The organism is Streptomyces sp. NPDC091416, from assembly GCF_044756845.1.
Lineage (GTDB): Bacteria > Actinomycetota > Actinomycetes > Streptomycetales > Streptomycetaceae > Streptomyces.
Window position 1 is genome coordinate 247326 of the sequence record NZ_JBIVTU010000004.1, and the last position, 24777, is coordinate 272102.

Below are 24777 nucleotides of genomic sequence, written 5' to 3' on the forward strand. Positions count from 1 at the left end.
AAGGTGGGACTGCCGTCACGGAATCCGGTCCGATGCCCTCGACCGACGGCGGGAAGGACACGCGATGTTCCAGGAGCGCAAGGACCGCCGTCACGCCAATCGCGCGTTCGACCACGGCGAGGGCGTGACCCGCTTTCGGATGCGGCAGAAGATGATCTCCATCGGCGACGACTACTGGATCGACGACGAGTCCGGCGACCATCGGTACAAGGTCAACGGCAAGGCCCTGCGGGCGCGGCGGACCTACCACATCGAGGACCGCGACGGCCGGCGCGTCGCCACGGTGCAGAGCCGGCCGCTGCGGATCAAGGACTCGATGGCGATCGAGGACGCCGACGGGCAGCGCGTGGCCATCGTCAAGAAGGCCGTCATCGGACCCCTGCGCGACCGGTGGCGGATCAAGCAGGAGGACGGCGAGGACCTGCGCGTGGTCGGCAACATCCTCGACCACGAGTACACGATCGAGCGGGACGGCTACAAAGTGGCCGAGGTGTCGAAGAAGTGGTTCCGCCTCAGGGACACCTACGGCCTCGACGTCGGCCCGGGCGCGGACCCCGCCACCGTCCTGGCGGCGGCGGTCGCCATCGACGCGATGGCCCACCCCGGGGACTGACGGGCGCCGCGGGCCGGCCGTCGACGACGGCCGGCCCGCGTGCGCGTGCCAGGTTCAGGGCGTGCGGCGCAGCGCCACCACGTCGATCTCCACGAGGATGCCCATCAGTTCCGAGCCGACCGTGGTGCGGACCGGACGCGGGTCGCCGAAATGCTCCCGGTAGACCCGGTCGAAGCCCGCGAAGTCACGGTGCACGTCCTGGAGATGGACCGTCGCCTTCACCACGTCGTCGAGCGTCAGCCCGTCCGTGGCGAGGAGTGCGCTCACGTTCGCGAGGACCTGGCGGGTCTGTTCCTCGATGGTGTCGCCCAGCGCGCCCGTGACCGGGTCCTGCGGGCCGAACCCGGAGGTGAACAGGTACGGGCCCGCCGCGATGCCCTGGCTGTATCCGCCGATCGGCGCGGGCGCACCGGCGGTGGTGACGGCGCGACGGCCGGTGCGGAGGCTGTCGGTCGTCACTTGGTCAGGTCTCCCTCGCGTGCGTTGACCTCGGCGTAGTGGCGGAGCTTCTCCTCGTCGACGGTGACGCCGAGCCCCGGACCGTCCGGTACCCGCAGGCTGCCGTTCTCCAGCGTGAGCGGCTCGATGATGTCGTCCGCGTGCAGGTAGTACATGGAGTCGATGGCGCGCGACAGCACCGGGGTGCTGGCGACGACCGCGAGATGCGCGGCCGTCGCGATGCCCAGCTCACCGCCGCTGTGCAGGTTCATGCCGAGACCGAACGTCTCGCAGTGCGCGGCCAGCGCCTTCGTCGGAGCGATGCCGCCCCACTTGTAGACGTCACCGTGGATCACGTCGACCGCGTTGAGGCGCATCGCGGGCGCGAAGTCCTCGAAGCGGACCACACACATGTTGGTGCACAGCGGGATACGGACCTTCTGTCGGACCTGGCTCATTCCCTCGATCCCGACGCACGGGTCCTCCAGGTACTCCAGGTCCAGCTCCTCCAGCGCGATGCCGGCCCGGATCGAGTCGGGCACCGACCAGGCGGCGTTCGGGTCGACGCGCAGGTTCACCTCGGGCAGCGCGGCCCGCACCGCCCGCAGGATCGCGACATCGCCCTGGACGTCCTTGGTGCCCTTGAGCTTCACCGCGGTGAACCCGCCCTCGGCCACCACCCGCTCGGTGTGCTCGGCCAGTGCCCGCGGCAGGTCGCCCGCGGCGGCGCCGGGCGCGTCGGCCCGGGTGATCAGCGCGGTCAGCGGCACCTCGTCGCGGACCGGCCCGCCCAGCAGATCGGTCACCGACTGCCCGGTGGCCTTGCCCATGGCATCCCAGCAGGCCACGTCGATCGCGGCCAGCGCGGCGTATCCCAGGTAGCCGTAGAAGAACGGCACCATGTGGTGGCGGCGGTGGAACGACTCCAGGGCGAACGGGCTGGTGCCGATCAGGTCCTCGGCGAGATCGCGGACGATCGCGGCGACCGGGCGGCCCCACATCGTCTCGCCCCAGCCCTCCACGCCCGTGTCCGTCCTGATCCGCACGACGGTGCGCGTCTCCCCGGTCTTCGTCTCGAACGAGCTGGTGAACGGGTTGACCAGCGGCAGATTGACGACGTGGACGTCGACCTCGGTGATCTTCATGAACGGTTCCTTACGTGTGAGGGGAAAAGGGTCAGGCGAGGGGACGCGACGCGGCGTCGAAGGCGAGCACCGCGCGGGCCAGGCCGCGGGCGCGCCGGTCGAGCAGTCGCTCACCGTGCGAGGCGTCGGCGCCGGCCGCGTCGTCGGTGGCGCCGCCCACCCGTTCCCACTCGCCGTGCCGCTCCACGGTCAGCCCGGGGTAGGGCGGCTTGTCGAACAGGGGCGGCGGCTCGACCGGCGCGTGCCGGGCCCGCTCGGTCCGTACCAGCGACGGCTGTGCGGCCAGCATCAGCGACGTCTCGAACCAGCCCGCGTGCCCGGGCACCAGCTCGGCGTGGCCCTCGTCCGGGCCGTCCGCGTCCGCCTCGGGCTCGCCGGTGTCCGTCAGCGTCCAGTACGAGCAGGCAGCCGCCGTCACCTCGGCGCGCAGCGCGAAACGCTTGACCGCCAGGCGCATGATCTCGTCGTTGCCGCCGTGTCCGTTGACGACGAGCACCCGGCGGTAGCCGCAGGCGGCCAGCGAGTCGAGGAGCTCGTCCAGGACCAGGCCGAGCACCGGTGCGGACAGGGTCAGCGCCGCCGCGAAAAGATGGTGCGGGCTGTGCCCGTACGGCAGCGTCGGCAGGCGTACGAGATCCGGCACGTCCTCTCCCGCGGCGGCCCGCTCGTCCAGCAGGGCCAGGGCCCGGGAGACGACGGCGTCGGCGAGCATCGTGTCCGTGCCCATCGGCAGGTGCTCGGCGTGCTGCTCCTGCGAACCGATCGGCAGGACGGCGATCGAGCCGGCCGCCGCCGCCCGTGTCTCGCGCCAGGTGGCCTCGGTCAGATTGCGGTGGGTCATGCCGCTGTCTCCCCGGTCCGGGGGCATGACAGAGTCGGCGCATGGCGCATGAACGTATTCCTTTGCGGTTGGTACCCGATCCGCAGCCGGAGGAGCCGGCCGGTCGGGACGTCGGTGTGCTGGGCGCTGCCGAAGTACTGCCCGGGCTCGTGCGCGCCGCGCTGCTCACCCGCTCCGGAGCCGTCCGAGAGCGGGCGCAGGCCCGCTTCGACGCGGGCAGCGCCGACCCGGCCGTCGTCGACGCGGCGCTGCGGGAGGCGGCCGCCGTGTTCGCCGGGCAGGACCTGCTCGGCGTCGGCGTGGCCGCCGCCGGTGTGGTGGACCCGGCGGCGGGCCGGATCATCGAGGTGAACGACGCCCCGGCGCTGCGCGGCTACCCGGTGGCGGGCCGGCTCGCGGAGCTGACCGGAGTCCCGGTGCGGATCGAGCACCGGGCGCGGGTCCAGGTGCTCGGCGACCGCTGGTTCGGCGCGGGGCGCGGCCGGCGCTCGTTCGCCTCCGTCGCGACGGGCGAGGTCCTGGGTGTCGGCATCCTGTACGAGGGCGAGGTGCTGGCCCCGGCGGGCGGCCGCAGCGGCGCCCATATGACGGTCACCGCGAGCGGCGAGCTCTGCACCTGCGGACGGCGTGGCTGCTGGAAGACCGTGGCGACGACCCGCTGGCTGCGTGAGCGCGCCGCCGAGCACGGTCTCGCTCCCGAGGCGGCCACCCTGGCGGCCCTGACGGCCTCCGGCACCCCGGACGCCGCCGGTCTCGTCGCGCGGTACGCGGAGAACCTGGTGCTCGGCCTGGCCACCGTCCAGCAGCTCTTCGCGTGCGGACTCTTCGTCCTGCACGGAGAGGCCCTCGACGGCGGTGAGCCGTTCCGGGCCCTGGTCGAGTCCCGGCTGCGCGCCGACGTCCTCGGCGGGGGCGAGGTCCCCACCGTGGTGCTCGGCGAGGCCGCGGACACCGGCGCCCTGCTCGGGGCGGCGGGCCTGGTCCTGTCGGGGCCCCGGTTCTAGGGAGGACCCTGCCGGGCCGGCGGGCTCCGGTACGCGCCTCATGCCGGGACGCTCCCCAGGATCCGGCGGCCGGGGTCGGGTACCGGTACCGCGTCCAGGAGCCGCCGGGTGTAGGCGTCCTCGGGCGCGGTGAACACCTGGTCGGCGGTCCCGGACTCGACGATGCGGCCCTGGCGCATCACGGCCACCCGGTCGGCGATCTGACGGACGACGGCCAGGTTGTGCGAGATGAAGAAGTAGGTCAGCCCGAGGCGGTCCTGGAGCTCGGCGAGCAGGTCGAGGACGCGGGCCTGCACGGACACGTCCAGGGCGCTCGTCGGCTCGTCGAGCACGACCAGGCGCGGCTCCAGGGCCAGGGCCCGTGCGATGGAGATGCGCTGGCGCTGACCGCCCGAGAACTCGTGCGGGTACCGGTCCAGGATGCTCGCGTCCAGGCCGACGGAGTCCAGGAGCTCACCGGCCCGGTCGCGCACCCTGGCCCGGCCGCGCCGCCCGCGTGCCCACTCCTCGTGGGTGACGAGCGGTTCCCCGACGATGTCGGCGATCCGCAGCCGCGGATTCATGCTGGAGTACGGGTCCTGGAGCACGACCTGCATCTGCCGGCGCAGCGGCCGCAGCGCGGCGCCGTTCAGCGCCAGCAGGTCCGTGCCGTCGAACCGTACGCTGCCCGCGGTGGGTTCGAGCAGTCTCAGCAGCAGCCGGGTCAGTGTGGTCTTGCCGCAGCCGGACTCGCCGACCAGGGCGAAGGTCTCGCCCTCCCGGACGGTGAGGGAGACGTCGTCGACGGCGACGCTCGGCGGCCGGCCGGGGAACTCCTTGCGCAGTCCGTCGATTTCCAGCAGCGGGTTCGTGCTCATGCGACGGGCTCCAGTCGGGGAGTGGCGGCCAGGAGATCGCGGGTGTACGCGGCGGTGGGGCGGGTGAACACCTGCTGCACGCCGCCGGTCTCGACGACCTCGCCGTGCCGCATGACGACGACCCGGTCCGCGGTCTCGGCGACGACGCCCAGGTCGTGGGTGATCAGCAGGACGGCCATGCCGTGGCGTCGCTGGAGGCCCACGAGGAGCTCCAGGATCTGGCGCTGCACGGTCACGTCGAGCGCCGTGGTGGGCTCGTCGGCGATGAGGACGCTGGGGCGGGCCACGAGCGCGGAGGCGATCATGACGCGCTGGCGCAGGCCGCCGGAGAGCTCGTGCGGGTACTGGCCGTAGCGCCGTTCCGGGTCGGGGATGCCGACCTCGTCCAGTGCGGTCAGCGCCGCCCGGCGCGCCTCGGCGCGGGTGTGGTCGCCGTGCAGACGCAGTACCTCGGACACCTGGTCGCCCACCCGCTGCAAGGGGTCGAGGCTGGTCATCGGGTCCTGGAAGACCATGGAGATGCGGGCCCCGCGGACCTTGCGCAACTCCTTCTCGCGCAGGGCGAGTACGTCCTTGCCGTCGAGCAGCACCTGCCCTCCGGCGTACACGCAGGGCGGTTCGGGGTTGAGGCGCAGCGCGGACAGCGCGGTGGCGGACTTGCCGCTGCCGGACTCGCCGACGACGGCGAGGGTCTCACCGGCGTTCACCGCGAAGCTCACCCCGCGCACCGCGTGCACGGTCGAGGAGGCGAGCGCGAAGTCGACGCGCAGGTCCCGGAACTCGAGGACGGGCGCGGACGGCGGGGTCTGTGCGGAGTCGGTCATCGGCGGTACGCCTTCGGGTCCGCGACGTCGCGCAGCGCGTCGCCCAGGATGTTGATGGACAGCGAGGTGAGCATGAGCGCGACACCGGGGAAGACGGCGATCCACCAGGACGTGCCGAGGTAGAGCTGCCCGTCCGAGAGCATCCCGCCCCAGGTCACCGTCTCCTTGGGAACGCCGAGGCCCAGGTAGCTCAGCGAGGCCTCGGCGACGATGGCCGAAGCGATGTGCAGGGTGCCGATCGTGGCCAGCGGGGCCATGACGTTGGGCAGCAGGTGCCGGCGCATGATCGTCCTGTCACCGACACCGATCGCGCGGGCCTCGGTGACGAAGTCGCGGGTGCGCAGCGACAGCACCTCGGAGCGCACGACGCGGGCGTACGACACCCAGCCGGTGATGCCGATCACGAGGATGACGTAGCCGAGGCCCGAGCCGACGAAGCCGACGACGGCGAGTGCCAGCAGGATGGCGGGGAAGGCCAGCTGGACGTCGGCGACGCGCATGACGACGCGGTCCGTCCAGCCGCCGAGGTAGCCGGAGGCGAGGCCCGCGACGGTGCCGATGACCCCGGCCAGCAGGGCCGCTCCGGCGCCCACGAGGAGGGAGACCCGGGTGCCGTAGATGACCCGCGAGAGCAGGTCGCGCCCGAGCTGGTCGGTGCCGAGGAGATGGTCCGCGCTGCCGCCGGACTGCCAGGCGGGGGGCCGGAGCCGGCCGAGGAGGTTCTGGGCGCCCGGGTCGGCGGGGGCGATCAGGGGTGCGAACAGGGCGCACACGACGATCAGGAGGAGGAAGAGGAGCGCTACGGCGGCGAGCCGGTTGCGCAGCAGCGAGCGCAGCACGGACGGCGGGGCAGAGGCGGGGGCGGGAGCGGCGGCGGTGGCCGCGGGGGCGGTGGTGGTCGTGGTCATCGGGAGTTCCTCACCCTCGGGTCGAGGAGGCCGTAGGACAGGTCCACCAGCAGGTTCACCACGACGAACGTGGCGGCGAACAGCAGCACGGTGCCCTGTACCAGGGGGAAGTCGCGGTTGGCGATGGCCTGCACGGTCAGCTGACCGACGCCCGGCCAGGAGAAGACCTGCTCGGTGAGGATGGCGCCGCCGAGCAGGCTGCCGACCTCCAGGCCGACGACCGTCACCACGGGCAGCGACGCGTTGCGCAGCCCGTGCCGCAGCACCGTGCGCACCGGGCCGAGGCCGCGGGCGCGGGCCGTACGGATGTGGTCGGAGCCGAGCACGTCGATCAGCGAGGAGCGCAGCAGCCGCGCGACGACGGCGACCGAGTAGACGGCCAGCGTGATCGACGGCAGGACCAGATGCGCGAACGTGCCGTACCCGGAGGCGGGCAGCGCGTGCAGGCCGACGGCGAACACGAGGATGAGCAGGATGCCCACCCAGAACGCGGGTGTCGACTGGCCGATCAGGACGGCCGTGATGACGCCGCGGTCGGCGGCCTTGCCGCGGCGCATCGCCGCGATCGTGCCGGCGGGCAGGGCGATCACCAGGGTCACCACGAGGGCGCCTGCCGCGAGGAGCAGGGTGGCCGGGATGCGGTCGGCGAGGACCGAGCGGACCGGCTGGTTGTAGAAGAGGGAATTGCCGAAGTCGAAGCGCGGCAGGCCCCAGAGGTAATCCAGGTACTGCGTGACGAGCGGCCGGTCCAGGCCGAGGCTGTGCCGGAGCACGTTTTCCTGCTGGGCGGTGGCGTCGGGCGGCAGCATCACCTTCACCGGGTCGCCGGAAAGGCGGACCAGGAAGAACGCGACGGTCGCGGTGCACAGCAGCACCAGCAGCGCGGTGCCCAGGCGGGCGGCGGCGGGCCGCAGCAAGGTCCACGCGCGGCTGGGTCCGGCGACCTGCGCGCCGGGCGCGGTCAGGGTCTGGCTCATCACACGGCCACCTTCGCGCTCGCCATGTCCAGTACCCCTGCGGCGCCGGGCGTCCAGCTGGGCCGGGTGTTGTGCACATAGATGTTGTCGATCTGGTACAGGGGCACGAACGGCGCCTCGTCCTTGATCAGTTGCTGCAGTTCGGAGAAGGCACGGCGGCGCACGGCCGGATCCACGGACAGCTCCTCGCGGTCCACGAGCCGGTCGGCGCGCTTGTCGTGCCAGCGGCTCTGCCGCCGGTCGCTGCGCACGTTCGACTGGAGCATGCTCTCGCCGTCCATGGTCCAGACGGTGGACGCGGCCAGGTACATGGGGCCGAGGGCGCCGTGGTTGCTGGAGGTCAGCCGCTGGGAGTACGTGCCGGGGTCGAGCAGGTTCACCTTGGCGCGGATGCCGGCGCGGGCCAGCAGGCCCGAGATGGCCTCGGCGACGTTCGCGTCCAGATTGGAGGCGGTGATCGACGTGCTGATGCCGTCGGGGTGCCCGGCCGCGGCCAGCAGCGCACGGGCCCTGGCGAGCGAACGCGTATACGGCTTCACGGACTTGTCGAAGCCGAACGCTCCGCGCGGGATCATCGCCGGGACCTCGGTGGCGTTGCCGCCGAGCACCGCCTTGATGAGCAGCGGTACGTCGACGGCGTGGTTGAGCGCCTGCCGTACGCGCCGGTCGCGCAACGGCCCCTCGGTCAGGGTGTCGAGCGACAGGTACGAGGTGCGGATGCCGGTGTGATGGTCGATCCGCACGCCCGGGTATCCGGCCAGCTGCTGGGCGGCGTCCGGGGTCATGCCGGCCACGATGTCGACGCCGCCGCTCTGCAGGGCGGCCAGCGCGGACGACGAGTTGGGGGCCGGAACGAAGACGAGCTCGTCGACGTGCGGGCGGCCCTGCCAGTGGTGGTCGTAGGCGGCGAGGCGCAGTTCGTGGTCGCGCTGCCAGCGCCGGAAGGTGAACGGGCCGGTACCCACCGGGTGTGCGGCGAAGCCCTCGTCGCCGACCTCCGCCAGGTAGCGCGGGGGAACCACGACGCCGCCGAACAGCGAGAGCTTGGCGGGCAGGATCGGATCGTGCACCGAGGTGTGCACGTCCACCGTGTACCGGTCGGCCACGGTGACGCGCTCGACGTAACGCAGCTCCACGATGGGCGACTTCGTGGCCGGGTCGAGCAGCCGCTCGATGCTGAACCGGACCGCCTCGGCGTCGCACGGCTCACCGTTGTGGAAAGTGACGCCGCGACGCAGCTCGAACCGCCACACCTTCGGCCCGACGGCCTTCCAGGACACGGCGATCCGTGGCTGGAGGGAGTTGTCGCGGCCCCGCGTGGTGAGCGTGTCGAACATGTTGATCAGGGCGTTCATCGACGTCATGTCGCCCTGTTTGTGCGGATCCATCGTCTTGGGGTCCCCGGTCTGGGAGACCCGCAGCACATTGCCGGCGGAGGCCGCCGACGGCGCTCCGCATCCGGTCAGCAGAGCCGGGGCGACGAGGGCGGGTACCGCGAGACCGCTCAGGCGCAGCGCCGACCGGCGGGAGTACCCGACGCGCGGGCCGCCTCCCCCTTCACATATTCGTTCCATTGGACAACACGCTCGTTCCGGTGAATGGAATGCAGTTCGGGTAAGGTAGGCCACATGGGGAAACCGGTCAACAGTCGTCCGCAGCAGCGGCCTCCCGCCGCCGTGTCAGCCGCCGTGTCAGAAGGCCCGGATGCGGACGCCGCCGCTCCGCCCGCGCCCGGGCCGGTCGACAAAGCGATGGAGGTGCTGGCAGCCCTCGCGGGCCCGGGCGCGCCGCACCGCCTCGCGGACCTCGCCCGCCGGACGGGACTCGCCAAACCCACCGTGCACCGCCTGCTGCGCGCCCTCGCCGCGTCGGGCTACGCCGAAGCGGCCGCCGGCGGCAGCTACCGGCCGGGCCCCCGACTCCTCGGGCTCGCGGCGGGCGCGCTCGCCGACGACGCGGCGCTGCGCCGCGTCGGCCCGGTCCTGGACGAACTCCGCGTACGCACAGGCCTGTTCGCCTCCTACGCGGTGCGTGACGACCGCACCGTCATCCATCTCGACGTGGCGGCGCCCGCACAAGGACTCGGCCTCGATCTGAGCCCCGGCACCCGCGAGCACGTGACCGCGGGAGCGGCGGGCCTCGCCCTGCTGGCCGCTCTGCCCGCCGAGGAGCGCGCGCTCCTGTCGGCCGGTCCCGACGGCGCGCCGGCCGATGAAACGACCCGCGAGGCACTGACCGCGGCAGCCAGGGACGGCTACGCCTTCGACGGCAGCGACGCCTGGGCCGACCGGCGGGCGCTCGCCGCCCCGGTGCGCGACGCGGCGGGCCACGCGGTCGGCGCCCTGGTGCTGACCGGACTCGCCTTCACGCTCGACGAAGCCGCCGCGCGACTGTACGGGCCGATGGTGGCCTCCGCCGCGGCCGCGGTGTCGACGAGCCTGGCCGCGCAGCCCGGTGCCCGGCTGGGACTGGTCCCGGCGCGAACCGCAGGCGGCGTCAAGGACACCAGGACGCCCGCGAACGGGCGCGAAGAGGCGGAGGAGACCCGATGAGTGCCGACGACGCACGCCACGCCGCTGCCCGCCGGGAACTCCTGGACGACGGCCGGGCGCGGGGCCTCTACTCGGGCGCCGCCTGGTCGCTGGGCGACGCCGCGGGCCCGTACGACCGAGGCTGGACCGGCACCCGCGCGCTCGACGGACCGGCGCTGGACGGCCAGGACCTCTGGGACCTCGCATCGGTGACCAAGCCGATCGTGGGTCTGGTCGTCATGGCCCTCGTCGACCGGGGCGTCCTGAGCCTCGACGACACGGTCGGGCAGCACCTCGCCCGCTACTCCGACAGCCCGCACGCCGCCCGCACCGTCGCCCAACTCCTCGACCACACGGCGGGCCTGCCCGGTGGCGTCCCTCTCTACCGCGACCACCCCACCCGCGAATCGCTGCTCACGGCGCTCGGTCCGCTGCCGCGCAATGCCGAGCCCGGAACCCGGGTCACCTACTCCTCCCAGGGCTTCATCCTGCTCGGCCTCATCGCCGAACAGGCCGCGGGCCGGGGCCTGGACGACCTGATGACCGACCTCCTCAGCGCCCCCCTCGGCCTGACCGGCACCGGTTTCCGGCCGGGCCCCGCAGGACGCGCCCGCGCGGTGGCCACCGAAGCCTGCCCCTGGCGCGGCCGGACCGTCGTCGGAGAGGTGCACGACGAGAACGCGGTGGTGCTCGGAGGTGTCGCCGGGCACGCGGGCCTCTTCGCCACCCTCACGGACCTGGAACGGCTCGCGCGCTGTCTGCTCGGCGGCGGCGAGCCGCTTCTGAAGCCGGACACCCTGACCGTCATGACCGCCCCGCGCACGGACCACCTCAACCTGCGCCGCGCACTGGCCTGGCAAGGACAGGACCCGGCCGGCTCGCCGGTGGGGGACAGCTTCGGTCCGGCGTCGTACGGGCACACGGGATTCACCGGCACGAGCCTGTGGATCGACCCCGAGGCCCGCCGCTACGCGATTCTGCTCACGAACCGCGTGCATCCCAGCCGTGAGGAACGCGGATTCCCGCAGCTGCGGCGGGAGTTCCACACGATCGGGGCGTGAGCGGCGCGGCCCGCGATGTCGCATGCCGAGACGATTGCTGTGATCCGCGGCACTCTCCGGGGGCCGCGGATCCGGCATGCGTGATCATGACGTGGATGAAGACTCAATTCCTCGGCATCGCCGACCTGACCGAAGTCCCCACGGTGGCAGTCGTCGTTGACGTCATGCGTGCCTACACCGTGGCCGCCTGGGCCTTCGCCCGTGGGGCGGAGAAGATCGTTCTCGCCGGGTCGCTGGACGAAGCCCTGGCACTCAAGGCGCAACACCCGGACTGGATCGCGCTCAAGGACGGCCCGCCCGCGCCGGGGTTCGACGTCGTGAACTCGCCGGGCCTGCTGCGGTCCGTCGACCTCGGTGGACGGACCGTGGTGCAGAAGACCACGGCAGGGACGGTCGGCGCACTCGCGGTGAAGGACGCCCGGTTGGTGCTGTGCGCCGGCTTCGTCGTGGCGGAGGCGACGGCCGGGCTGCTGCGGGCACGGGGGAGCGACAGCGTCACGTTCGTCGTCACCGGTGAGGACGGACAGGCCGACGAGGACCTCGCGTGCGCGCAGTACATCGCCGGACGGGCCGACGGGACCGCGACGGACGCTGCCGAATTCCTCCGCCGCGGTGCCGCGTCACGCGCCGCCACCGAGCTGACGGACGGGGTACGTCAAGGCGTTCACCCCGATGACGTCGAACTCTGCCTGGAACTCGACCGGTTCCCCTTCGCCATGGTGGCGACCTCGGAAGGCTCGCTCATGGTTCTGCGTCCACACCCGATGCCCCCGCTGACCGAAGAGGCCCCGGCCTGACGGGTGGCGCGGTTGTGCCGGGGCGTCCGTGGAGTCAGAGCCGGCTGAGGAAGTCGGCCTTCTTCGCCTCGAAATCGGCAGGAGTGATGACACCCGCGTCGCGGAGTTCGCCGAGCTGTCGCAGGAGATCCATGATCTCCTGCGCACTCTGAGCGGGAGCCGCCGGAGCCGGGGCGGGCGCCGGGGCCGGGGGCTCGGGCGCTGCGCCCCACGCGGGAGTCCGGGCCGGGGGCGGTGCGCCCCACACGGGAGCGGGCGCCGGGGGCGGTGCGCCCCACGCGGGAGCCGGGGCGGGCGGGTAAGGGGCCGCGTGGCCGGGAACGACCGGTGCGCCCCGGTGGTCCGGGTCCCGCGTGAGCGCGTTGTTGTCCCTGCGGTCATGCAGGGACATGGCGTGCCCGCACCCGCGGCAGTTGCGCGTGAAGGCCATGCCGGCCTCGCTGAGACCCATGGTCGCGATGCCCGCGGTCCAGCGGCCCGCCTTCCTGGCACCTTCACCGACGGCACTGTTGGTGCATCGCTTGCAGTCGGGGCAGCCGGTCTGTACGCGCGCCATGATCCGTCCTTGTCGCAGCTCGAAGAACGGCAGGCATATCGTCCCTCGCCCGCCGACTCGAAATCGTACAAGTGCGGGCAGATGGCGTGCGATGGAGGTCGGCGGGCGAGCGGCGGCCACGGCCCCGCCCGTTGCGCGGTTCAGGACGGCTGAACCTCGTCGAAGCGGGTGACCGCCCGGGAGGGGCCGTCAAGGACGTCATCGGCGACCGTCCCCTGCCCGGCTGCCCCGGACACCTCCGCGTCGAAGGCTGCGTGCACGCACTTTCCGCCCGGCAGCGGTTCGGTGAACACCCGGGCCCCCAGGTCCTCGGCGATGTGCAGGCCCAGGCCGCCCGTGCCGTCGGTCAGATCCGGGGCGCGAGGGGCGGGCGGGAGGCACGAGTGGTCGGTCACGGCAATGTCCAGGGTGTCCGCGGTGGTGGTCAGCGTCAGGGCCCTGGGGCCGCCCGGGGCGTGCCGGACCGCGTTGGTGACCAGTTCGGACACGACCAGCAGGACATCGCCATCGCGTTCGGGATCGAGTGCCGGCCGGGTCCGGTGGAGGAAGGCGACAGCCGCCCGGCGGGCGTGCGAGGGGGCTTCGGGTCCGGACGGCAGGGCGACGGTCTGCGTGCCGAGCGTGCCGGTCGTGAGGCGCGGGTGTGCGGTCGTTGTGGCCATGGCAGTGTCCAGACGAGGACCCGGCGGCCTCTCGGGCGCCGGACGGAGTGCGTGGAGTCGACGGTGAGGGAGGTCCCGGTCCTGACGGCTGCGACCTCGGCTCGTGAGCGGCTTGCACAAGGGATTCGTAGGCACCGGCGAGACGGTTTGGGGTGAACCGGAGCGAATGCGGGCGCTGCGTCAGGCGGGGAGCCCGACCGCGCCGAGAGGGTCGGTGGTGGGCTGCGCGGAGCCCCCGGCGGGTTCGACCGACAGGGCCACTGCCGTGGCATCGTCCAGCGGCCCGTCCAGCAGGGCCAGCCGACGCCCGGGGTCACGGCTGAGCAGCCCGGCAGGTACGGGTTCCCCGTCCTCGATGAACCAGGCCTCGTACACCTTGCCCGCAGGAAGCCGCGGCAGGCCGGAGACGGCGAGCGTGGCCGCGTCCTCGCTGCGCGAGACGGCCACCGTGGCGGTGCCACCGCCGCGCAACTGCTGGCTTTCGAGCCGGACGTCGGGCGCCGTGAGCACGCGCGCCACCTCCTCCTGGTGCCCCTGCGAGCGTCGGGCAGCGGTTCTGGCGTCCTCCGCTTCCCGGTACTGCCAGGTGGCGACGCCGAGACCGGTCAGCACGGCCGCCACGGAGGCTGCCAGCGCCAGGCGGGGCGGACGCCGCGACGGGGCATGGGCCCGGCCGCCGGCCGAAGACGTGACGGGTACGGGCTCCGGCGCGGGCGCCCGCCGCGGCGGCGCGGGCGCCTCCCGGGCCCGGACAGGCGCATCCTGCGGCGTGAGTGCCACCTTGCGCAGGATCTCCTCGCGCAGGGCAGCCGGCGGAGTCACCGCTGCGGAGCGCCCCAGCAGCGCGGCAGCGGCCTCGAGCCCCGAGACCTCCTCGCGACACGGCGCGCAGCCCTCCAGGTGCTGCTCGAAGGCCAGACGCTCGTCCTCGGGAAGCGCGTGCAGGGCGTAGGCGCCGCTCGCCTCGTGCGGATCCCCAGCGTTCACGGTGCCCCTCCCAGACAGGCGCGCAGCCGGATCAGCCCGTCTCTCAAGCGGGTCTTGACCGTGCCCAGCGGTACGGACAGCGACTGAGCCACTTCCTTGTAGGTGAGACCTCCGTAGTAGGCGAGGGCCACAGCCTCGCGCTGGATGTCGGTGAGCGCGTGTACACAGCGGCGTACGCGCTGCCACTCCAGGTGGTTCTCCACCTGCTCGGTCACGTCGTCGAAAGGCGGTCCGGGGTCCAGCAGCGCCGCCCGTCGCTCGCGGTCCGCTCCGGCCTGCGACGCCCGGACCCGGTCCACGGCGCGGCGGTGCGCCAGCGTCATGATCCAGGTCATCGCGCTGCCACGGCCGGGCTCGAACCGGCCGGACGTACGCCATACCTCCAGCAGCACCTCCTGGACCACCTCCTCCGACTGCGCCGGGTCCCTCAGAACCCGGTGGACCAGACCCATCACGGGTCCGGCGGCCCGGTCGTAGACACCGGTGAAGGCATCCCGGTCGCCGTCGGCCGTCCGGAGCATCAGCTCGTCGAGATCGGGCTCGCCCATCTGCTCAGCGGCTTCCCGTCCGCGATCGGCGGATTGCACCTGGACACCTCGCTGACCTGTCGACACCGGGGACCGAGACCGTTCCAGGGCGATACAAGCATCCTGCGGTTCCCGGGGCGATCCACGCGCATCAAAGCGGTGAATCCATCGATGATCAGAAGGTCGCGCCCCGAGCACGTGCGGGGCCGACGGCGTCGCGGCCGTCCGCGTGTGCCTGCTGTGCGGTCTGCGAGGTCTGCGCGGTCTGCGTGGGCGGCCGTGGGCCGTCGAACGGATCTTCGCCGTACAGGTCCTGCACCCAGTTGTCCTGGTACACGGTGTCGAGATAGCGCTCGCCTAGGTCGGGTGCGACGGCCACCGACGTGAGGCCGTGTGTCCCGTGCCGTGCCAGCCAGTCGATCGCGCCGCTCACCACGGTGCCGGTGGAGCCGCCGAAGAGGAAGCCGCTCCTGGCCAGGCGGCGGCAGGCACGGATCGTGTCCGCCTCCTCGACCCGTACCACCTCGTCCACGTACGACTCGTCCAGGAGCGGCGGACGCGTGCTCATGCCCAGCCCCGGGATCATCCGGCGGCCGGGGTCGCCCCCGAACGCCACGGAGCCGACGGTGTCCACCGCGACGATCCGTACCGGACGGTGCCAGTTCCGGAAGTACCGTGCGCAGCCCATCAGCGTCCCTGTCGTCCCGGCTCCCACGAACAGGGCGTCCAGCCGCGGGAAGGAACGGGCGATCTCCGGAGCCGTAGTCCGGAAGTGCGCCCTCCAGTTGGCCGGGTTGGAGTACTGGCACAGCCACACGTACCGGTCGTCGCAGGCGCACAGGCGCCGGACGTGGTCCAGCCGCGCACCGAGGAGACCGCCGTCGGCCTCCTGGCCGGCCACCACATGGACTTCGCCTCCCAGCGCCTCCATCATCAGCCGTGTGGTGAGGTTGCAGCGTGAGTCCGTCACACAGACGAACCGGTAGCCCTTGCTCGCCGCGATCATGCTGAGCGCCACACCGAGGTTGCCGGAGGAGGACTCGACGAGCACGGAGTCGGGTGTCAGAGAGCCGTCGCGTTCGGCCGCGGCCACCATCTCGGCAGCGGCCTTCAGCTTGATCGAGCCGGCGAAGTTGAAGCCCTCGCACTTGAGGAGCAGCGCCTGCCCGAAGATCCGCTCGATGTCCACATAGAGCTCCTCCTCGTCGAAGGCCTGAGGAACAGTGATGACAGACACGGTGGACTCCTCTTCCGATTCCGAATGGTTCGAACGTCTTCTGTGGGCGGCGGCCGGCGCCGGATGCGGCCGCGGTCATCCGTAGCGGCGCCGTTCGTGGAAGAAGTCGTCGACGATCCGCAGTTCGCCCGAGCGGGCGACCCGTTCGTAGACGAAGCTGCCGACCGCGAGGTCGAGCACGCCGAGACCGAAGGGGGAGAAGACGGCCGGCCGGTTCGCGGGCACGGTCACCCGCCCCGCCATCACGTCCTCCAGCGTGCCGTGGACGAAGTCCCGGTTGCCCGTCAGCTGCTCGGTCAGGTGGGTGGACGTGGCGGCCCTGAGACAGTGCTCGATGTCGTCCACGATGTTGGTGGAGGCCAGCAGGACCCGCGGGTCCAGATCGCGCAGCGACACGTGCAGCACCACGGGGTCGTGGTCGAACCACGCCGGATCCTCGACATGGGGTTCGGCGGCGACGGTCGCGAAGACCACGAGGTCGCTGGTGCGGATCAGCTCCTCCGGGGTGTGGTGCACCGTGACGGGGGCCGCGCTGCCGGACTGTTCCACGTACAGCCGGAATCCGGCCGCGCTGTCCGCGGAGACGTCGTACACGCCGATGTCGTCGAACGTCCAGCCGGAGCCTTCGAGGAACGTGTGGATGTACCGGGCGATCAGGCCCGTGCCGAAGAAGCCGACGCGGGTGGGACGTGCCCGGTCGCGGCTCAGCCGGTCGGCCGCCGAGACCGCGGACGCGGCCGTTCTCGTGGCACTGATGATCGAGCTCTCCAGACAGGCGAACGGGTAACCCGTGCCGGGGTCGTTGAGGATCAGGACGGCCGACGCGCGGGGGACACCGGACCGCACGTTCTCCGGGAAGCTGGAGATCCACTTCAGACCGTCCACCGGGGACCCGCCACCCAGGGATGCGGGCAGCGCGATCATCCGGGAGGCCGCGCGGTCGGGAAAACGGAGGAACGAGGACGGCGGGTTCACCGTGCGGCCCGCCCCGTGCAGCCGGTAGGCGGCCTCGACCACCTCCACGATCTCCTTCTCCCGCCCCTCGAGAGCGCGTCGGACCTGGCCCCCGGGGATCACCGCGAACGAGGGCACGGTGACGCCCTCAGCCGTGTCGGACACGGGGTCGGCAGTGCGGTACGTGTTCACAGCGGTCCCACCTCGGTCGTCGGCGAGCAGGTGTCCGGCCGGGCCGGTGAGGCCATGGCGACGACGACGTCGCGCGGCCCCTCGTACGCTTCCCTGCTGTGCGCGGTACGGATGTTGTCGACGAGGAGCAGATCGCCGGCCTCCCACGGCCGGCGCACGGTGTGCTCCTCGTAGACCGAGTTGATGATCCGGACGACGTCCTCGCCGATGGCCTCGCCGTCGCCGTACCGGGTGTTGAACGGAAGGCCGTCCGGTCCGTACTCGTCGACCAGGTATGCGCGTACCTCGGGGGCGAGCGTCCACTCGTTCAGGAAGGCGATCTGGTTGAACCAGCATCGCCGTCCGTCGGCGGGATGGCGGATCACGGCGCCGCGCCGTTGCCCGGTGCGCAGCCCTCCGTCGGGCTGCCAGGAACAGGCGATGGAGTGGGCGTCGCAGTAACGCTCCACCGCGTCGCGGTCGTCGGTGCCGAACGCCTCGGTCACGGTGGCTCCGATCTCGCCGTTGTAGCTGCGTGCCAGGAGCCATCCCTCCCGTTCGAACCGGTCGGTCAGTCCGCTCGGCAGCGCTTCGAGCACGTCCGCCGCGTCGGCGAGGCCGATGGCGCCGCCGGTGGCCGGGGCGGCGAGGCACGCGAAGAGCAGCAGACGGGGGAAGCCGAGCGTGTAACTCAGTTCGTGGTGCATGCACATCGGCTGGTTCGGTGGCCAGGCGGAGGACGAGTGGACGCCGGGGGAGTAGCTCTGCCGGGGCGCGAAGGCCTCCCTCTCCGCCACCGGCTCGACCTCCAGCCGTTCCAGGACCGCGGCGACACCCTCGGGGTCGCGCAGGCCCAGCCCGTGGACCAGGACTGCCCCGTGCTCGACGAGTGCGGTGTGCAGTTCGTCCCGCGCCCCGGCCGTCCAACGGGCAGGGTCCTCGACCGCCGGCGCCCGCAGGGTGGCGGGCCCGTCCGGAGCCGGCGGCGAGACGGTCATCTCCATGGAAGTCATCGTGATCTCCTCGGGTTGCGATCGGTTCACGGGGTGGAGCGTTCGTCGACGAGCGAGGCCAGGTCGGTGAGTACGGGGTGACGGACCAGGTCCCTGAGCGCGACCTCCCGGTCCAGGAGGATCGCCACCCTGACCGCCGAGAGCGAGGTGCCACCGCAGTCGAAGAAGTTGTCCCGCCGGCCCACGCGGTCCGCCGGCACGCCGAGCACCTGGGACCAGACCGACGCCACACGCCGCTCGGTGGGCGTACGGGGCGGCTCGCCGCCGTCCTCATGCGCGACGGGATCCGGCTCGGCTGCCTGCGCGGTCAGTTCTCGGCGGTCGATCTTCCCGTTGGCGGTCAGTGGCAGGGCCTCCTGCCAGTGGAAGGCCGACGGAAGCATGTACGCGGGGAGAGTGGCGGCGAGCAGGTCGCGCAGGACACCGGCCCGCAAAGGACGTGCGCCGCTGTAGAAGGCGGTCAGATGCCGCCCCCGCCCGGCCCGTTCGGCGACCACCACGGCACCGTCGCGCACACCGGGTGCCCGCAGCAGAGCGTTCTCGATCTCACCGGTCTCGATCCGGAACCCGCGGATCTTGACCTGCGAGTCCCGGCGGCCGAGGAACTCCAACTGCCCGTCGGGGAGCCAGCGTCCGTAGTCCCCTCCCAGATGGAGCCGCTCGCCCGGGTGGAACGGATCCGGCAGGAAGACCGCCCGTGTCCGGTCCGGGTCGTTGATGTACCCCCGGCCGACACAGAGCCCGGCGAAGGCTATGGCACCCGGGGCGCCGAGCGGCACGGGTGAGAGGTGTTCGTCGAGGAGATAGATACGTACGTTGCCGACCGGACGGCCGAGCGGCACGCTGTCCGTCTCCGGCACCCGGTCCATGACCGCGTGATTGGTGTCGTCGGACGTTTCGGTCAGTCCGTAGGCGTTGACCAGCTCGGTCCCGGGCACGGTGGCGAACCAGCGCCGGACGAGCCCCTTCTTCAGGGCCTCGCCGGTGACCGACACACAGCGCAGCCGGGGCAGTTCGCGCGGGTGCCGTTCCAGGAAGGCCAGGACGGCGTCGAGGTAGGACGGAACCACCTGCAGCACGCCGACCCGGCCGTCGGTGAGGGTGTCGATGAACCGCCGGACGTCCAGGATCGCCTCCTGGCCGACGAGCAGCGTGCGTCCGCCGGTCAGCAGGGCCGAGAGGAGCTGCCACAGGGAGATGTCGAAGCACTGGGGTGCGGTCTGGGCGACCACGTCGCCCGCCCCGATCCGCAGGTCGTCGATCTTCGCGAAGAGGTGGTTGAGCATGCCCGCGTGCTCCACCATCACGCCCTTGGGTTCGCCGGTGGACCCGGAGGTGAAGACGACGTACGCCAGATCCTCGGGGCCGACCGGCACACAGGGGTCGGACTCCTGGTGGTTCTCCTCGCAGAGCGTGCTGATGAACGATGTCCGTACCCCCGGCAGAGCGGCCGTGGCCCGGTCGAGCGTGCTGGTGCTGCCGGGTTCGGTGAGCACCCGTGAGCAGCCGGCCCGGGTGAGCATGGCGGTGATGCGGTCGGCGGGGAAGTGCGGCTCGACGGGCAGGTAGACGCCGCCGGCTTTGAGGACCGAGAGGACCGCAGTCAGCCAGTCCAGGTTCCGTTCGGTCACCACGGCGACGACGTCCTGCCTGCCGAGGCCCGAGTCCAGCAGGGCGTGTGCCAGTCGGTTGGCGCGGCGGTCGAGCTCCCGGTAGGTGCACTGCCTGTCACCGTGAACGGCCGCGACAGCATCCGGGTGACTCTGCGCCCGCTGGGCGAAGAGTTCATGAAAGCGCAGGCCGGGGAGTTCCCGGTGCGGTCCGGCGAGCCCGTCGACCTGATGGCGGAGCTCCTCGGGCGACAACAGGCTCTGCCGCCCGTGCGCCGCGTCGGGACCGGCCGCGATGAGCCCGAGCGCAGTGAGGTGGTAGCCGGCGATTCTGGTGGCGGCCGCCTCGTCGAGGACCTCGGTCGCGTAGCGCAGCCGGAGCACGGCCCCGCAGCCGCGGCGGATGACGGCCACCTGAAGCACCGCGTTCCGTGCGGGGCCGCACCCGCCGGTCGGATCGAACACCACTGCGGGCGCGGCGGCGGGGAGACCGAGTTCCGAGCGGAGAGTTTCCACCGGGAAGTCCTTGTGGGCCAGCAGTTCCGATTCCGTACGGGCGGCGTGCAGCACCAGCGCCCGCCACGAGATGCCGTCCGTCGTCAGCCGGCACGGCAACGGACCGGAGGCCACGCCTGCCGCATACCCGGTGGTGACGGTGGTTTCCCCGGTCAGCGTCGCCAGCACCTTGGCATGGGCGGCCAGCATCGGAGAGGCGGGGCCGACACCCATCGACGTCGTCAGACGGTCCAGTGCGGTGACGAGCGCTCCCGGGACGGCTGCCTCGACCACCGAGGTGCCGGGTACCGGGTCGCGGGTCCATCGTGCCGGTGAGGTGGATCCTCCGGCGACGAGCACAGCGCGCCAGTACTCCTTATCGTCGCGTGCCGGCGTGTTCATCGTGCCGCCTCCTCGCTCCGGGCGGCCTCCCGCTCGATCTCGCGAGCAGGGTTTCCGCCCCACAGGGCGTTCTCCGGCACCGATTCACCCTTCATGAGGAAGGAGTCCGGTGCGAGTACCGCGCCGTCGCCGATCGTGACGCCGTAGTGGACGAAGGCTCCGACCCCGAGCGTGCAGCCGGCACCGATGGCGGAGCGGTCGGACTTGAAGGCACCGTCCTCCTGCGAGTGGCACTGGACGACACTGCCGGTGTTGAGCACGCAGCCGTCCCCGATGGTGACCATCGTGCGTTCCGTCAGGAAGCAACCGTCGTCGAAGACCCTGCGGCCGATCCGCACACCGAGCAGCCGCCAGATCAGCCCCTTGAAGGGAGTTCCGTCGAAGGTCTTGAGGAACAGCTCCGACGGCACCTTCCAGAAGCGCTCGCGCCGCCAGAAGCGGAGGTCGTAGATCGAGCAGAAGAGCGGGCCCGGCGGGTGGGAGGAGATGACCACGCGTTCCACGAGGACGAAGTAGGCGGCGCTGACGATCAGGACCAGCACGTTGCCCAGTGCGACGGCCGCGCCGCCGACCGAGGTGTAGAGCTCGGCCGAAGCCGAGACGACCAGGGTGACCAGGAACGCGTAGACCCACCTGACCAGCAGGTACAGCCCCATGGTGGCGGCGTTGTGCCTGTTCTTGGCGGCCAGGCCGGTACGCAGCTCCTCACCGGTCTTCTGGAGGTCGGAGCCGCTGTCCCGCTGGACCGACCGGGGTATCTCGAAGCTGGGCGAGCCCAGGAGCCCGACGTCTTCGCGGACGCTTCCGTCCACGGGGACCATGACCTTGGTCGCCAGCAGGCAGTTGCTGCCCGTCCGGCCCCCGGCGGGGTAGGCGATCCGGTTGCCCAGGAAGTTCCGCGGACCGATGGCGGTGCGGGAGACGCGGAAGGATGTGCTGGAGAACTCCGCGTTGTTGACCGAGAGTCCGTCGGCGACCATCGTCCCCGTACCGACGGCACTGAGATGGGGCGTCTCGTGCTTCACCTCGGTCCCGAAGTTCGATCCCGTCTGCTCCACCCGGGAGAGGTCGTACCCGAGCAGGCGGAGGTAGGGGACCACGGCGGAACTGTCACCGAACAGGCGGGTGAGGAAAGGCCGGTTGGTCAGCAGGGCGATCGCACGGTGCACCGCGTAGTGGAAGCCGTAGAGCGGATAGACCCTGCCCGGAACGACGGTGCGGAAGAGCAGCCGGGGGACGACGGCGAGTGCGAGGAAGCCGAACGGCATGACCACGAAGAGCAGCACGAAGGACAGGGCCAGCGCGTCGCGGTAGAAGACCCACGTCATGAGGACCGAGGGCCCCGGTTCCAGCACCGCGGAGAGCTGCGGGGCCTCGGCGAGCAGGATCCCGAGGCCTCCGACGGCCAGCGGCAGGTACACCAGCAGCGCGCTCAGCAATTGCGTCGCGCTGTGGACCGACCTGCGTACGGAGCCGCAGGACGCGGGTTCCACGACCGGGTACTTCCCGTCGGCGCGCCGGGCCGGCGATCCGTGCCAGTTCTCACCGGCGGGTATCGTCTGTCCGCTGTGGAGGGCCGACGCATGGGCCAGCCGGGCGCCGTCGCCGAGCGCCGTCCCGATGTCGAGCACCGAGGCCTCGGCGACGAGCACGTCCTTCCCGAGCGTCACGGTCCCGGTCTCGATGAGACCGCCATGGGCGCGATAGCCCGTGAAGAAGCAGTCCTTGCGGATGACCGAGGAGTCGCCGATGGACAGCAGGTCGGTACAGAGCGGTACATGACGGGAGAAGACCGCGACGCCCGACCCGATCCGCGCACCCAGCGCCCTGAGATAGAGCGTGTAGAGCGGCGACCCGACGAAGAGGACGAGCGGATCCGAGCGGACGAGTGTCCTGACGACCCAGAGCCGGAAGTACGCCAGGCTCCAGATACGGATCCGTCGACGCTTCCAGCGTCCCACGAGGACCCACTTGGCGAGGATCGGCGCCAGGGACAGTCCCACGAACACCGTGCCGCCGAAGACGACCGCGCGCGTATACACGTCGAGCACGCCGGACCCGGCGGATATCCATGCGTAGCCCCGGACACCGACGAACGCGACGAGGCAGGAGTAGACGAGGAACGTCAGCAGCTGCAACGCCCCGCAGAGGACGAACCTCGGCCTGCCCGAAGGGGCCGACGGCGCCGGGGCGGACGGAGCGGGGACCGGACGCGACGGCTCGACGGGTGCGTCGGGAGCGGCGGGTGTGAGGGCGAGGGCCAAGTCCCGGACGGTGCTGTGCGCATAGACGTCCCGCATGGACACCGGCGGCAGGCCGGCTTGCTTCCGCACCCGCGCGCAGAAATGGGCCATCACCAGCGAGTCGGCACCCAGGTCCCGGAAGAAGTGACTGCCGGCCGCCACGTGATCGATGCGCATGACCTCGGCCAGCACCGCGGCGAATTGCGCTTCGGTGCGGGCGACCGGTTCGGGTGAGGCGGGCTGCCGGACAGGGGCGCCCCCGGAAGACGGGGACAAGGCGGTGACCTGTGCGCCGGGCATGGGTAACTCCCTTGGGAGGGTGAGCACCGCGTCGTATGCGACTCGATGGAGCCGTACATGGACGCTCTCTACCAGGCATTCGAGGCCACCGATGGGAAGGTTTGCTCTTATATCGACAAATTTCGTCTCTGTCGCCCACAGGCTGCGTGCTTCGGCCGGCCCGAAGCCGAACGGCGCGGTGCCCGATGGGCACCGCGCCGGAGCGTGTGGTGACGACGGGACGCCGGCGTCAGCCGACGCCGCAGCTGCCGACCGACGGGGACGGGCTGCTGGGTCCGCTGACGGTGAAGCCGAACGACGTCGACTGCCCCGCGCTCAGGGTGCGGTTGTGACCGGCCGGCGTCACGGTCAGAACGTTGCCGTTCCGGCTCGAGGTGCCGTTCCAGAGTGAAGTGACCGTCTGGCCGCCGTCCAGCGTCACCGGCACCTTCCAGTCGGTGACGCCACCGCTGCCCGCCTTGATGGTCACCTCACCGTTGAAGCCGTTGTTCCAGGAGCTCGTGGTGCGGTAGGTGGCGGTGCAGGCGCCTGTCCCGGCGGGAGGAGTGGTCTCTCCGCCCGTGGGCGGCGTGGTGGGCGTGGTCCCGCCGCCGCCCAGGCTGACGCTGGAGCTGCCGGTGCTCTGGTAGCCCTCGGTGGCCATGATCATGTAGTAGTTGAACGCGCCCATCGGCATCCCGGCCGCCTGCCAGGCGTCGAAGTGCGCGCCGGTGTTGATGGTGCCGCTGCTGCGCTTGCTCTGCCGGATGCTCCAGTACTGCTGGAAGGTCTTGGTGCCTTCCACGGAGGGCTGGTTGGTCCGGGTGGACTCGTAGATGTCGTACGTGCCGCCGCCGTCGGTGACCGTGCCGCGCCTCGTGCCGGCGGAACCGGGGTTGTACGGACCGAAGTTCTCCACGATGTAGTACTCGACCAGTGGGTTGGCGGTCCACCCGTACAGCGCGAGGTAGCCGTTGCTGCCCGGGTTGAAGGAGCCGGAGTAGGTGACGGCCCGGCGGCTGCCGTTGCTCCAGCCGAGTCCGCCGACCCAGTTGTTCACGTTGCCCCACTGGCTGCTGTACGAGCCGGCCGTGTCCGACAGCGTCATGCTGACGGAACCCGGGGTGTCGGTCCAGAACGAGTAGTAGTAGCCGTTGTGCGTACCGGTCGCATTGCTGGTGAGGACCGTTGCGGCGCGTGCCGTGCCGGGCAGGAGCAGCCCTGCCGTCCCGGCTGTCACCAGCGCTCCTGCACTGCCCAGGACGAGTTTCCTGCGGCTGATGTGTCGTGGGTCGGGGTGGTGGGAGGTGTCGCTCATTCGGTGTTTCCTCCTCGCGATCGGCGCGGTCTGTGACCAAAGGGCACGCCGAGCACACGTCGGCGTTCATTGGTGAGGTGGCACGGCCCGGTCGTGCGCGTCCCATGCACGGCCGGGGCGTCACAACAGTCGGGCCCGGTCCGGGAGTTGTCAACGGTTTCCGCAATGTTTCCGAAAGGTGGATGAGGCAGTGAATTTCATCATCGCTGGTCAGTGCTGGTGTAGTTGAGATCTCAGGTGAATGCGATCGTGATCTCATTCATCCGGAACCGTTATGACGCCCTGTCGATCGAAAACTTTCGGAATGCCTTTCGGTCGGAAGTGGAG

At 71.5% G+C, this 24777-nt stretch carries 23 protein-coding genes; 5 read left to right on the forward strand and 18 right to left on the reverse strand.

Features of this window, described 5'->3' with window-relative positions; all coding sequences use genetic code 11:
• Nucleotides 1-64 precede the first annotated feature (64 nt).
• A complete protein-coding gene (locus tag ACIQMX_RS14685; RefSeq protein WP_402477901.1) occupies nt 65-613 on the forward strand; it encodes an LURP-one-related/scramblase family protein in 549 nt (182 codons plus the stop codon).
• A 54-nt stretch (nt 614-667) separates the two neighbouring features.
• Here ACIQMX_RS14685 and ACIQMX_RS14690 read toward each other — a convergent pair whose 3' ends face one another.
• From ACIQMX_RS14690 to ACIQMX_RS14700, 3 genes are read right to left on the reverse strand one after another with little or no spacing between them, the layout of a single operon-like run.
• Entirely contained in the window at nt 668-1072 is a 405-nt protein-coding gene (locus tag ACIQMX_RS14690; protein ID WP_363065334.1) for a Rid family hydrolase, read from the reverse strand.
• The gene (locus ACIQMX_RS14695) at nt 1069-2196 is read right to left on the reverse strand and encodes a mandelate racemase/muconate lactonizing enzyme family protein (protein ID WP_402477904.1); all 1128 of its coding nucleotides are present in this window, start codon (nt 2194-2196) and stop codon (nt 1069-1071) included. Before ACIQMX_RS14695 ends, ACIQMX_RS14690 begins: the two co-directional genes overlap by 4 nt.
• A 31-nt stretch (nt 2197-2227) precedes the next feature.
• The gene (locus ACIQMX_RS14700) at nt 2228-3037 is read right to left on the reverse strand and encodes a creatininase family protein (RefSeq protein WP_402477906.1); all 810 of its coding nucleotides are present in this window, start codon (nt 3035-3037) and stop codon (nt 2228-2230) included.
• A gap of 41 nt (nt 3038-3078) precedes the next feature.
• Here ACIQMX_RS14700 and ACIQMX_RS14705 point away from each other — a divergent pair, with 41 nt between their 5' ends.
• Nucleotides 3079-4041 carry an ROK family protein gene (locus tag ACIQMX_RS14705; protein WP_363065338.1) on the forward strand — a complete coding sequence of 321 codons (963 nt, stop codon included), beginning with the start codon at nt 3079-3081 and terminating at the stop codon, nt 4039-4041.
• A 38-nt stretch (nt 4042-4079) separates the two neighbouring features.
• Here ACIQMX_RS14705 and ACIQMX_RS14710 read toward each other — a convergent pair whose 3' ends face one another.
• The 5 genes from ACIQMX_RS14710 to ACIQMX_RS14730 are packed head-to-tail and all read right to left on the reverse strand — an operon-like array spanning nt 4080 to nt 9181.
• Nucleotides 4080-4898 (reverse strand): ATP-binding cassette domain-containing protein, encoded by an 819-nt coding sequence (locus ACIQMX_RS14710; protein ID WP_363065339.1) that lies wholly within the window; start codon nt 4896-4898, stop codon nt 4080-4082.
• Nucleotides 4895-5722: an ABC transporter ATP-binding protein gene (locus ACIQMX_RS14715; protein ID WP_363065341.1), complete on the reverse strand. Its 828-nt coding sequence runs from the start codon at nt 5720-5722 to the stop codon at nt 4895-4897. The genes ACIQMX_RS14710 and ACIQMX_RS14715 overlap by 4 nt, the downstream gene beginning before the upstream one ends.
• Nucleotides 5719-6630 (reverse strand): ABC transporter permease, encoded by a 912-nt coding sequence (locus ACIQMX_RS14720; protein WP_402477910.1) that lies wholly within the window; start codon nt 6628-6630, stop codon nt 5719-5721. The genes ACIQMX_RS14715 and ACIQMX_RS14720 overlap by 4 nt, the downstream gene beginning before the upstream one ends.
• Nucleotides 6627-7607, reverse strand: coding sequence for an ABC transporter permease (locus tag ACIQMX_RS14725; protein WP_402477913.1), 981 nt, complete (start codon nt 7605-7607; stop codon nt 6627-6629). The genes ACIQMX_RS14720 and ACIQMX_RS14725 overlap by 4 nt, the downstream gene beginning before the upstream one ends.
• Entirely contained in the window at nt 7607-9181 is a 1575-nt protein-coding gene (locus ACIQMX_RS14730) for an ABC transporter substrate-binding protein (protein ID WP_402477916.1), read from the reverse strand. The genes ACIQMX_RS14725 and ACIQMX_RS14730 overlap by 1 nt, the downstream gene beginning before the upstream one ends.
• A gap of 54 nt (nt 9182-9235) precedes the next feature.
• Between ACIQMX_RS14730 and ACIQMX_RS14735 the strand changes: the two genes are divergently transcribed.
• The 3 genes from ACIQMX_RS14735 (at nt 9236) to ACIQMX_RS14745 (ending at nt 11996) form a co-directional block, all read left to right on the forward strand.
• Nucleotides 9236-10159, forward strand: coding sequence for an IclR family transcriptional regulator (locus ACIQMX_RS14735; protein ID WP_402477919.1), 924 nt, complete (start codon nt 9236-9238; stop codon nt 10157-10159).
• A complete protein-coding gene (locus ACIQMX_RS14740) occupies nt 10156-11199 on the forward strand; it encodes a serine hydrolase domain-containing protein (protein ID WP_402477922.1) in 1044 nt (347 codons plus the stop codon). Before ACIQMX_RS14735 ends, ACIQMX_RS14740 begins: the two co-directional genes overlap by 4 nt.
• A gap of 95 nt (nt 11200-11294) precedes the next feature.
• Nucleotides 11295-11996, forward strand: a complete 702-nt coding sequence (locus tag ACIQMX_RS14745; RefSeq protein ID WP_402477925.1) for a 2-phosphosulfolactate phosphatase — start codon at nt 11295-11297, stop codon at nt 11994-11996.
• Between the two features lie 34 nt (nt 11997-12030).
• On the opposite strand, the gene ACIQMX_RS14750 is transcribed toward ACIQMX_RS14745, so the two are convergent.
• The 10 genes from ACIQMX_RS14750 to ACIQMX_RS14795 all read right to left on the reverse strand — a co-directional run bounded on the left by ACIQMX_RS14750 (nt 12031) and on the right by ACIQMX_RS14795 (nt 24450).
• On the reverse strand, nt 12031-12552 hold the full coding sequence (locus tag ACIQMX_RS14750; protein ID WP_363065355.1) for an SHOCT domain-containing protein: 522 nt from the start codon (nt 12550-12552) through the stop codon (nt 12031-12033).
• 140 nt (nt 12553-12692) lie between these two features.
• The gene (locus ACIQMX_RS14755; RefSeq protein WP_402477929.1) at nt 12693-13214 is read right to left on the reverse strand and encodes an ATP-binding protein; all 522 of its coding nucleotides are present in this window, start codon (nt 13212-13214) and stop codon (nt 12693-12695) included.
• Between the two features lie 180 nt (nt 13215-13394).
• Entirely contained in the window at nt 13395-14201 is an 807-nt protein-coding gene (locus ACIQMX_RS14760; protein ID WP_402477932.1) for an anti-sigma factor domain-containing protein, read from the reverse strand.
• On the reverse strand, nt 14198-14749 hold the full coding sequence (locus ACIQMX_RS14765; RefSeq protein WP_363066103.1) for a sigma-70 family RNA polymerase sigma factor: 552 nt from the start codon (nt 14747-14749) through the stop codon (nt 14198-14200). The genes ACIQMX_RS14760 and ACIQMX_RS14765 overlap by 4 nt, the downstream gene beginning before the upstream one ends.
• 154 nt (nt 14750-14903) lie before the next feature.
• Nucleotides 14904-15965 carry a 2,3-diaminopropionate biosynthesis protein SbnA gene (gene sbnA / locus ACIQMX_RS14770; protein ID WP_402477935.1) on the reverse strand — a complete coding sequence of 354 codons (1062 nt, stop codon included), beginning with the start codon at nt 15963-15965 and terminating at the stop codon, nt 14904-14906.
• A 75-nt stretch (nt 15966-16040) separates the two neighbouring features.
• Nucleotides 16041-17111, reverse strand: coding sequence for a 2,3-diaminopropionate biosynthesis protein SbnB (gene sbnB, locus ACIQMX_RS14775; protein ID WP_363065363.1), 1071 nt, complete (start codon nt 17109-17111; stop codon nt 16041-16043).
• The gene (locus ACIQMX_RS14780) at nt 17108-18103 is read right to left on the reverse strand and encodes a TauD/TfdA family dioxygenase (RefSeq protein WP_363065365.1); all 996 of its coding nucleotides are present in this window, start codon (nt 18101-18103) and stop codon (nt 17108-17110) included. The genes sbnB and ACIQMX_RS14780 overlap by 4 nt, the downstream gene beginning before the upstream one ends.
• A 26-nt stretch (nt 18104-18129) precedes the next feature.
• Nucleotides 18130-20610: an amino acid adenylation domain-containing protein gene (locus ACIQMX_RS14785; RefSeq protein WP_402477938.1), complete on the reverse strand. Its 2481-nt coding sequence runs from the start codon at nt 20608-20610 to the stop codon at nt 18130-18132.
• Nucleotides 20607-23153 carry a Pls/PosA family non-ribosomal peptide synthetase gene (locus tag ACIQMX_RS14790; protein ID WP_402477941.1) on the reverse strand — a complete coding sequence of 849 codons (2547 nt, stop codon included), beginning with the start codon at nt 23151-23153 and terminating at the stop codon, nt 20607-20609. The genes ACIQMX_RS14785 and ACIQMX_RS14790 overlap by 4 nt, the downstream gene beginning before the upstream one ends.
• Nucleotides 23154-23382: 229 nt before the next feature.
• A complete protein-coding gene (locus ACIQMX_RS14795) occupies nt 23383-24450 on the reverse strand; it encodes a glycoside hydrolase family 11 protein (protein ID WP_363065371.1) in 1068 nt (355 codons plus the stop codon).
• Nucleotides 24451-24777: the final 327 nt, after the last annotated feature.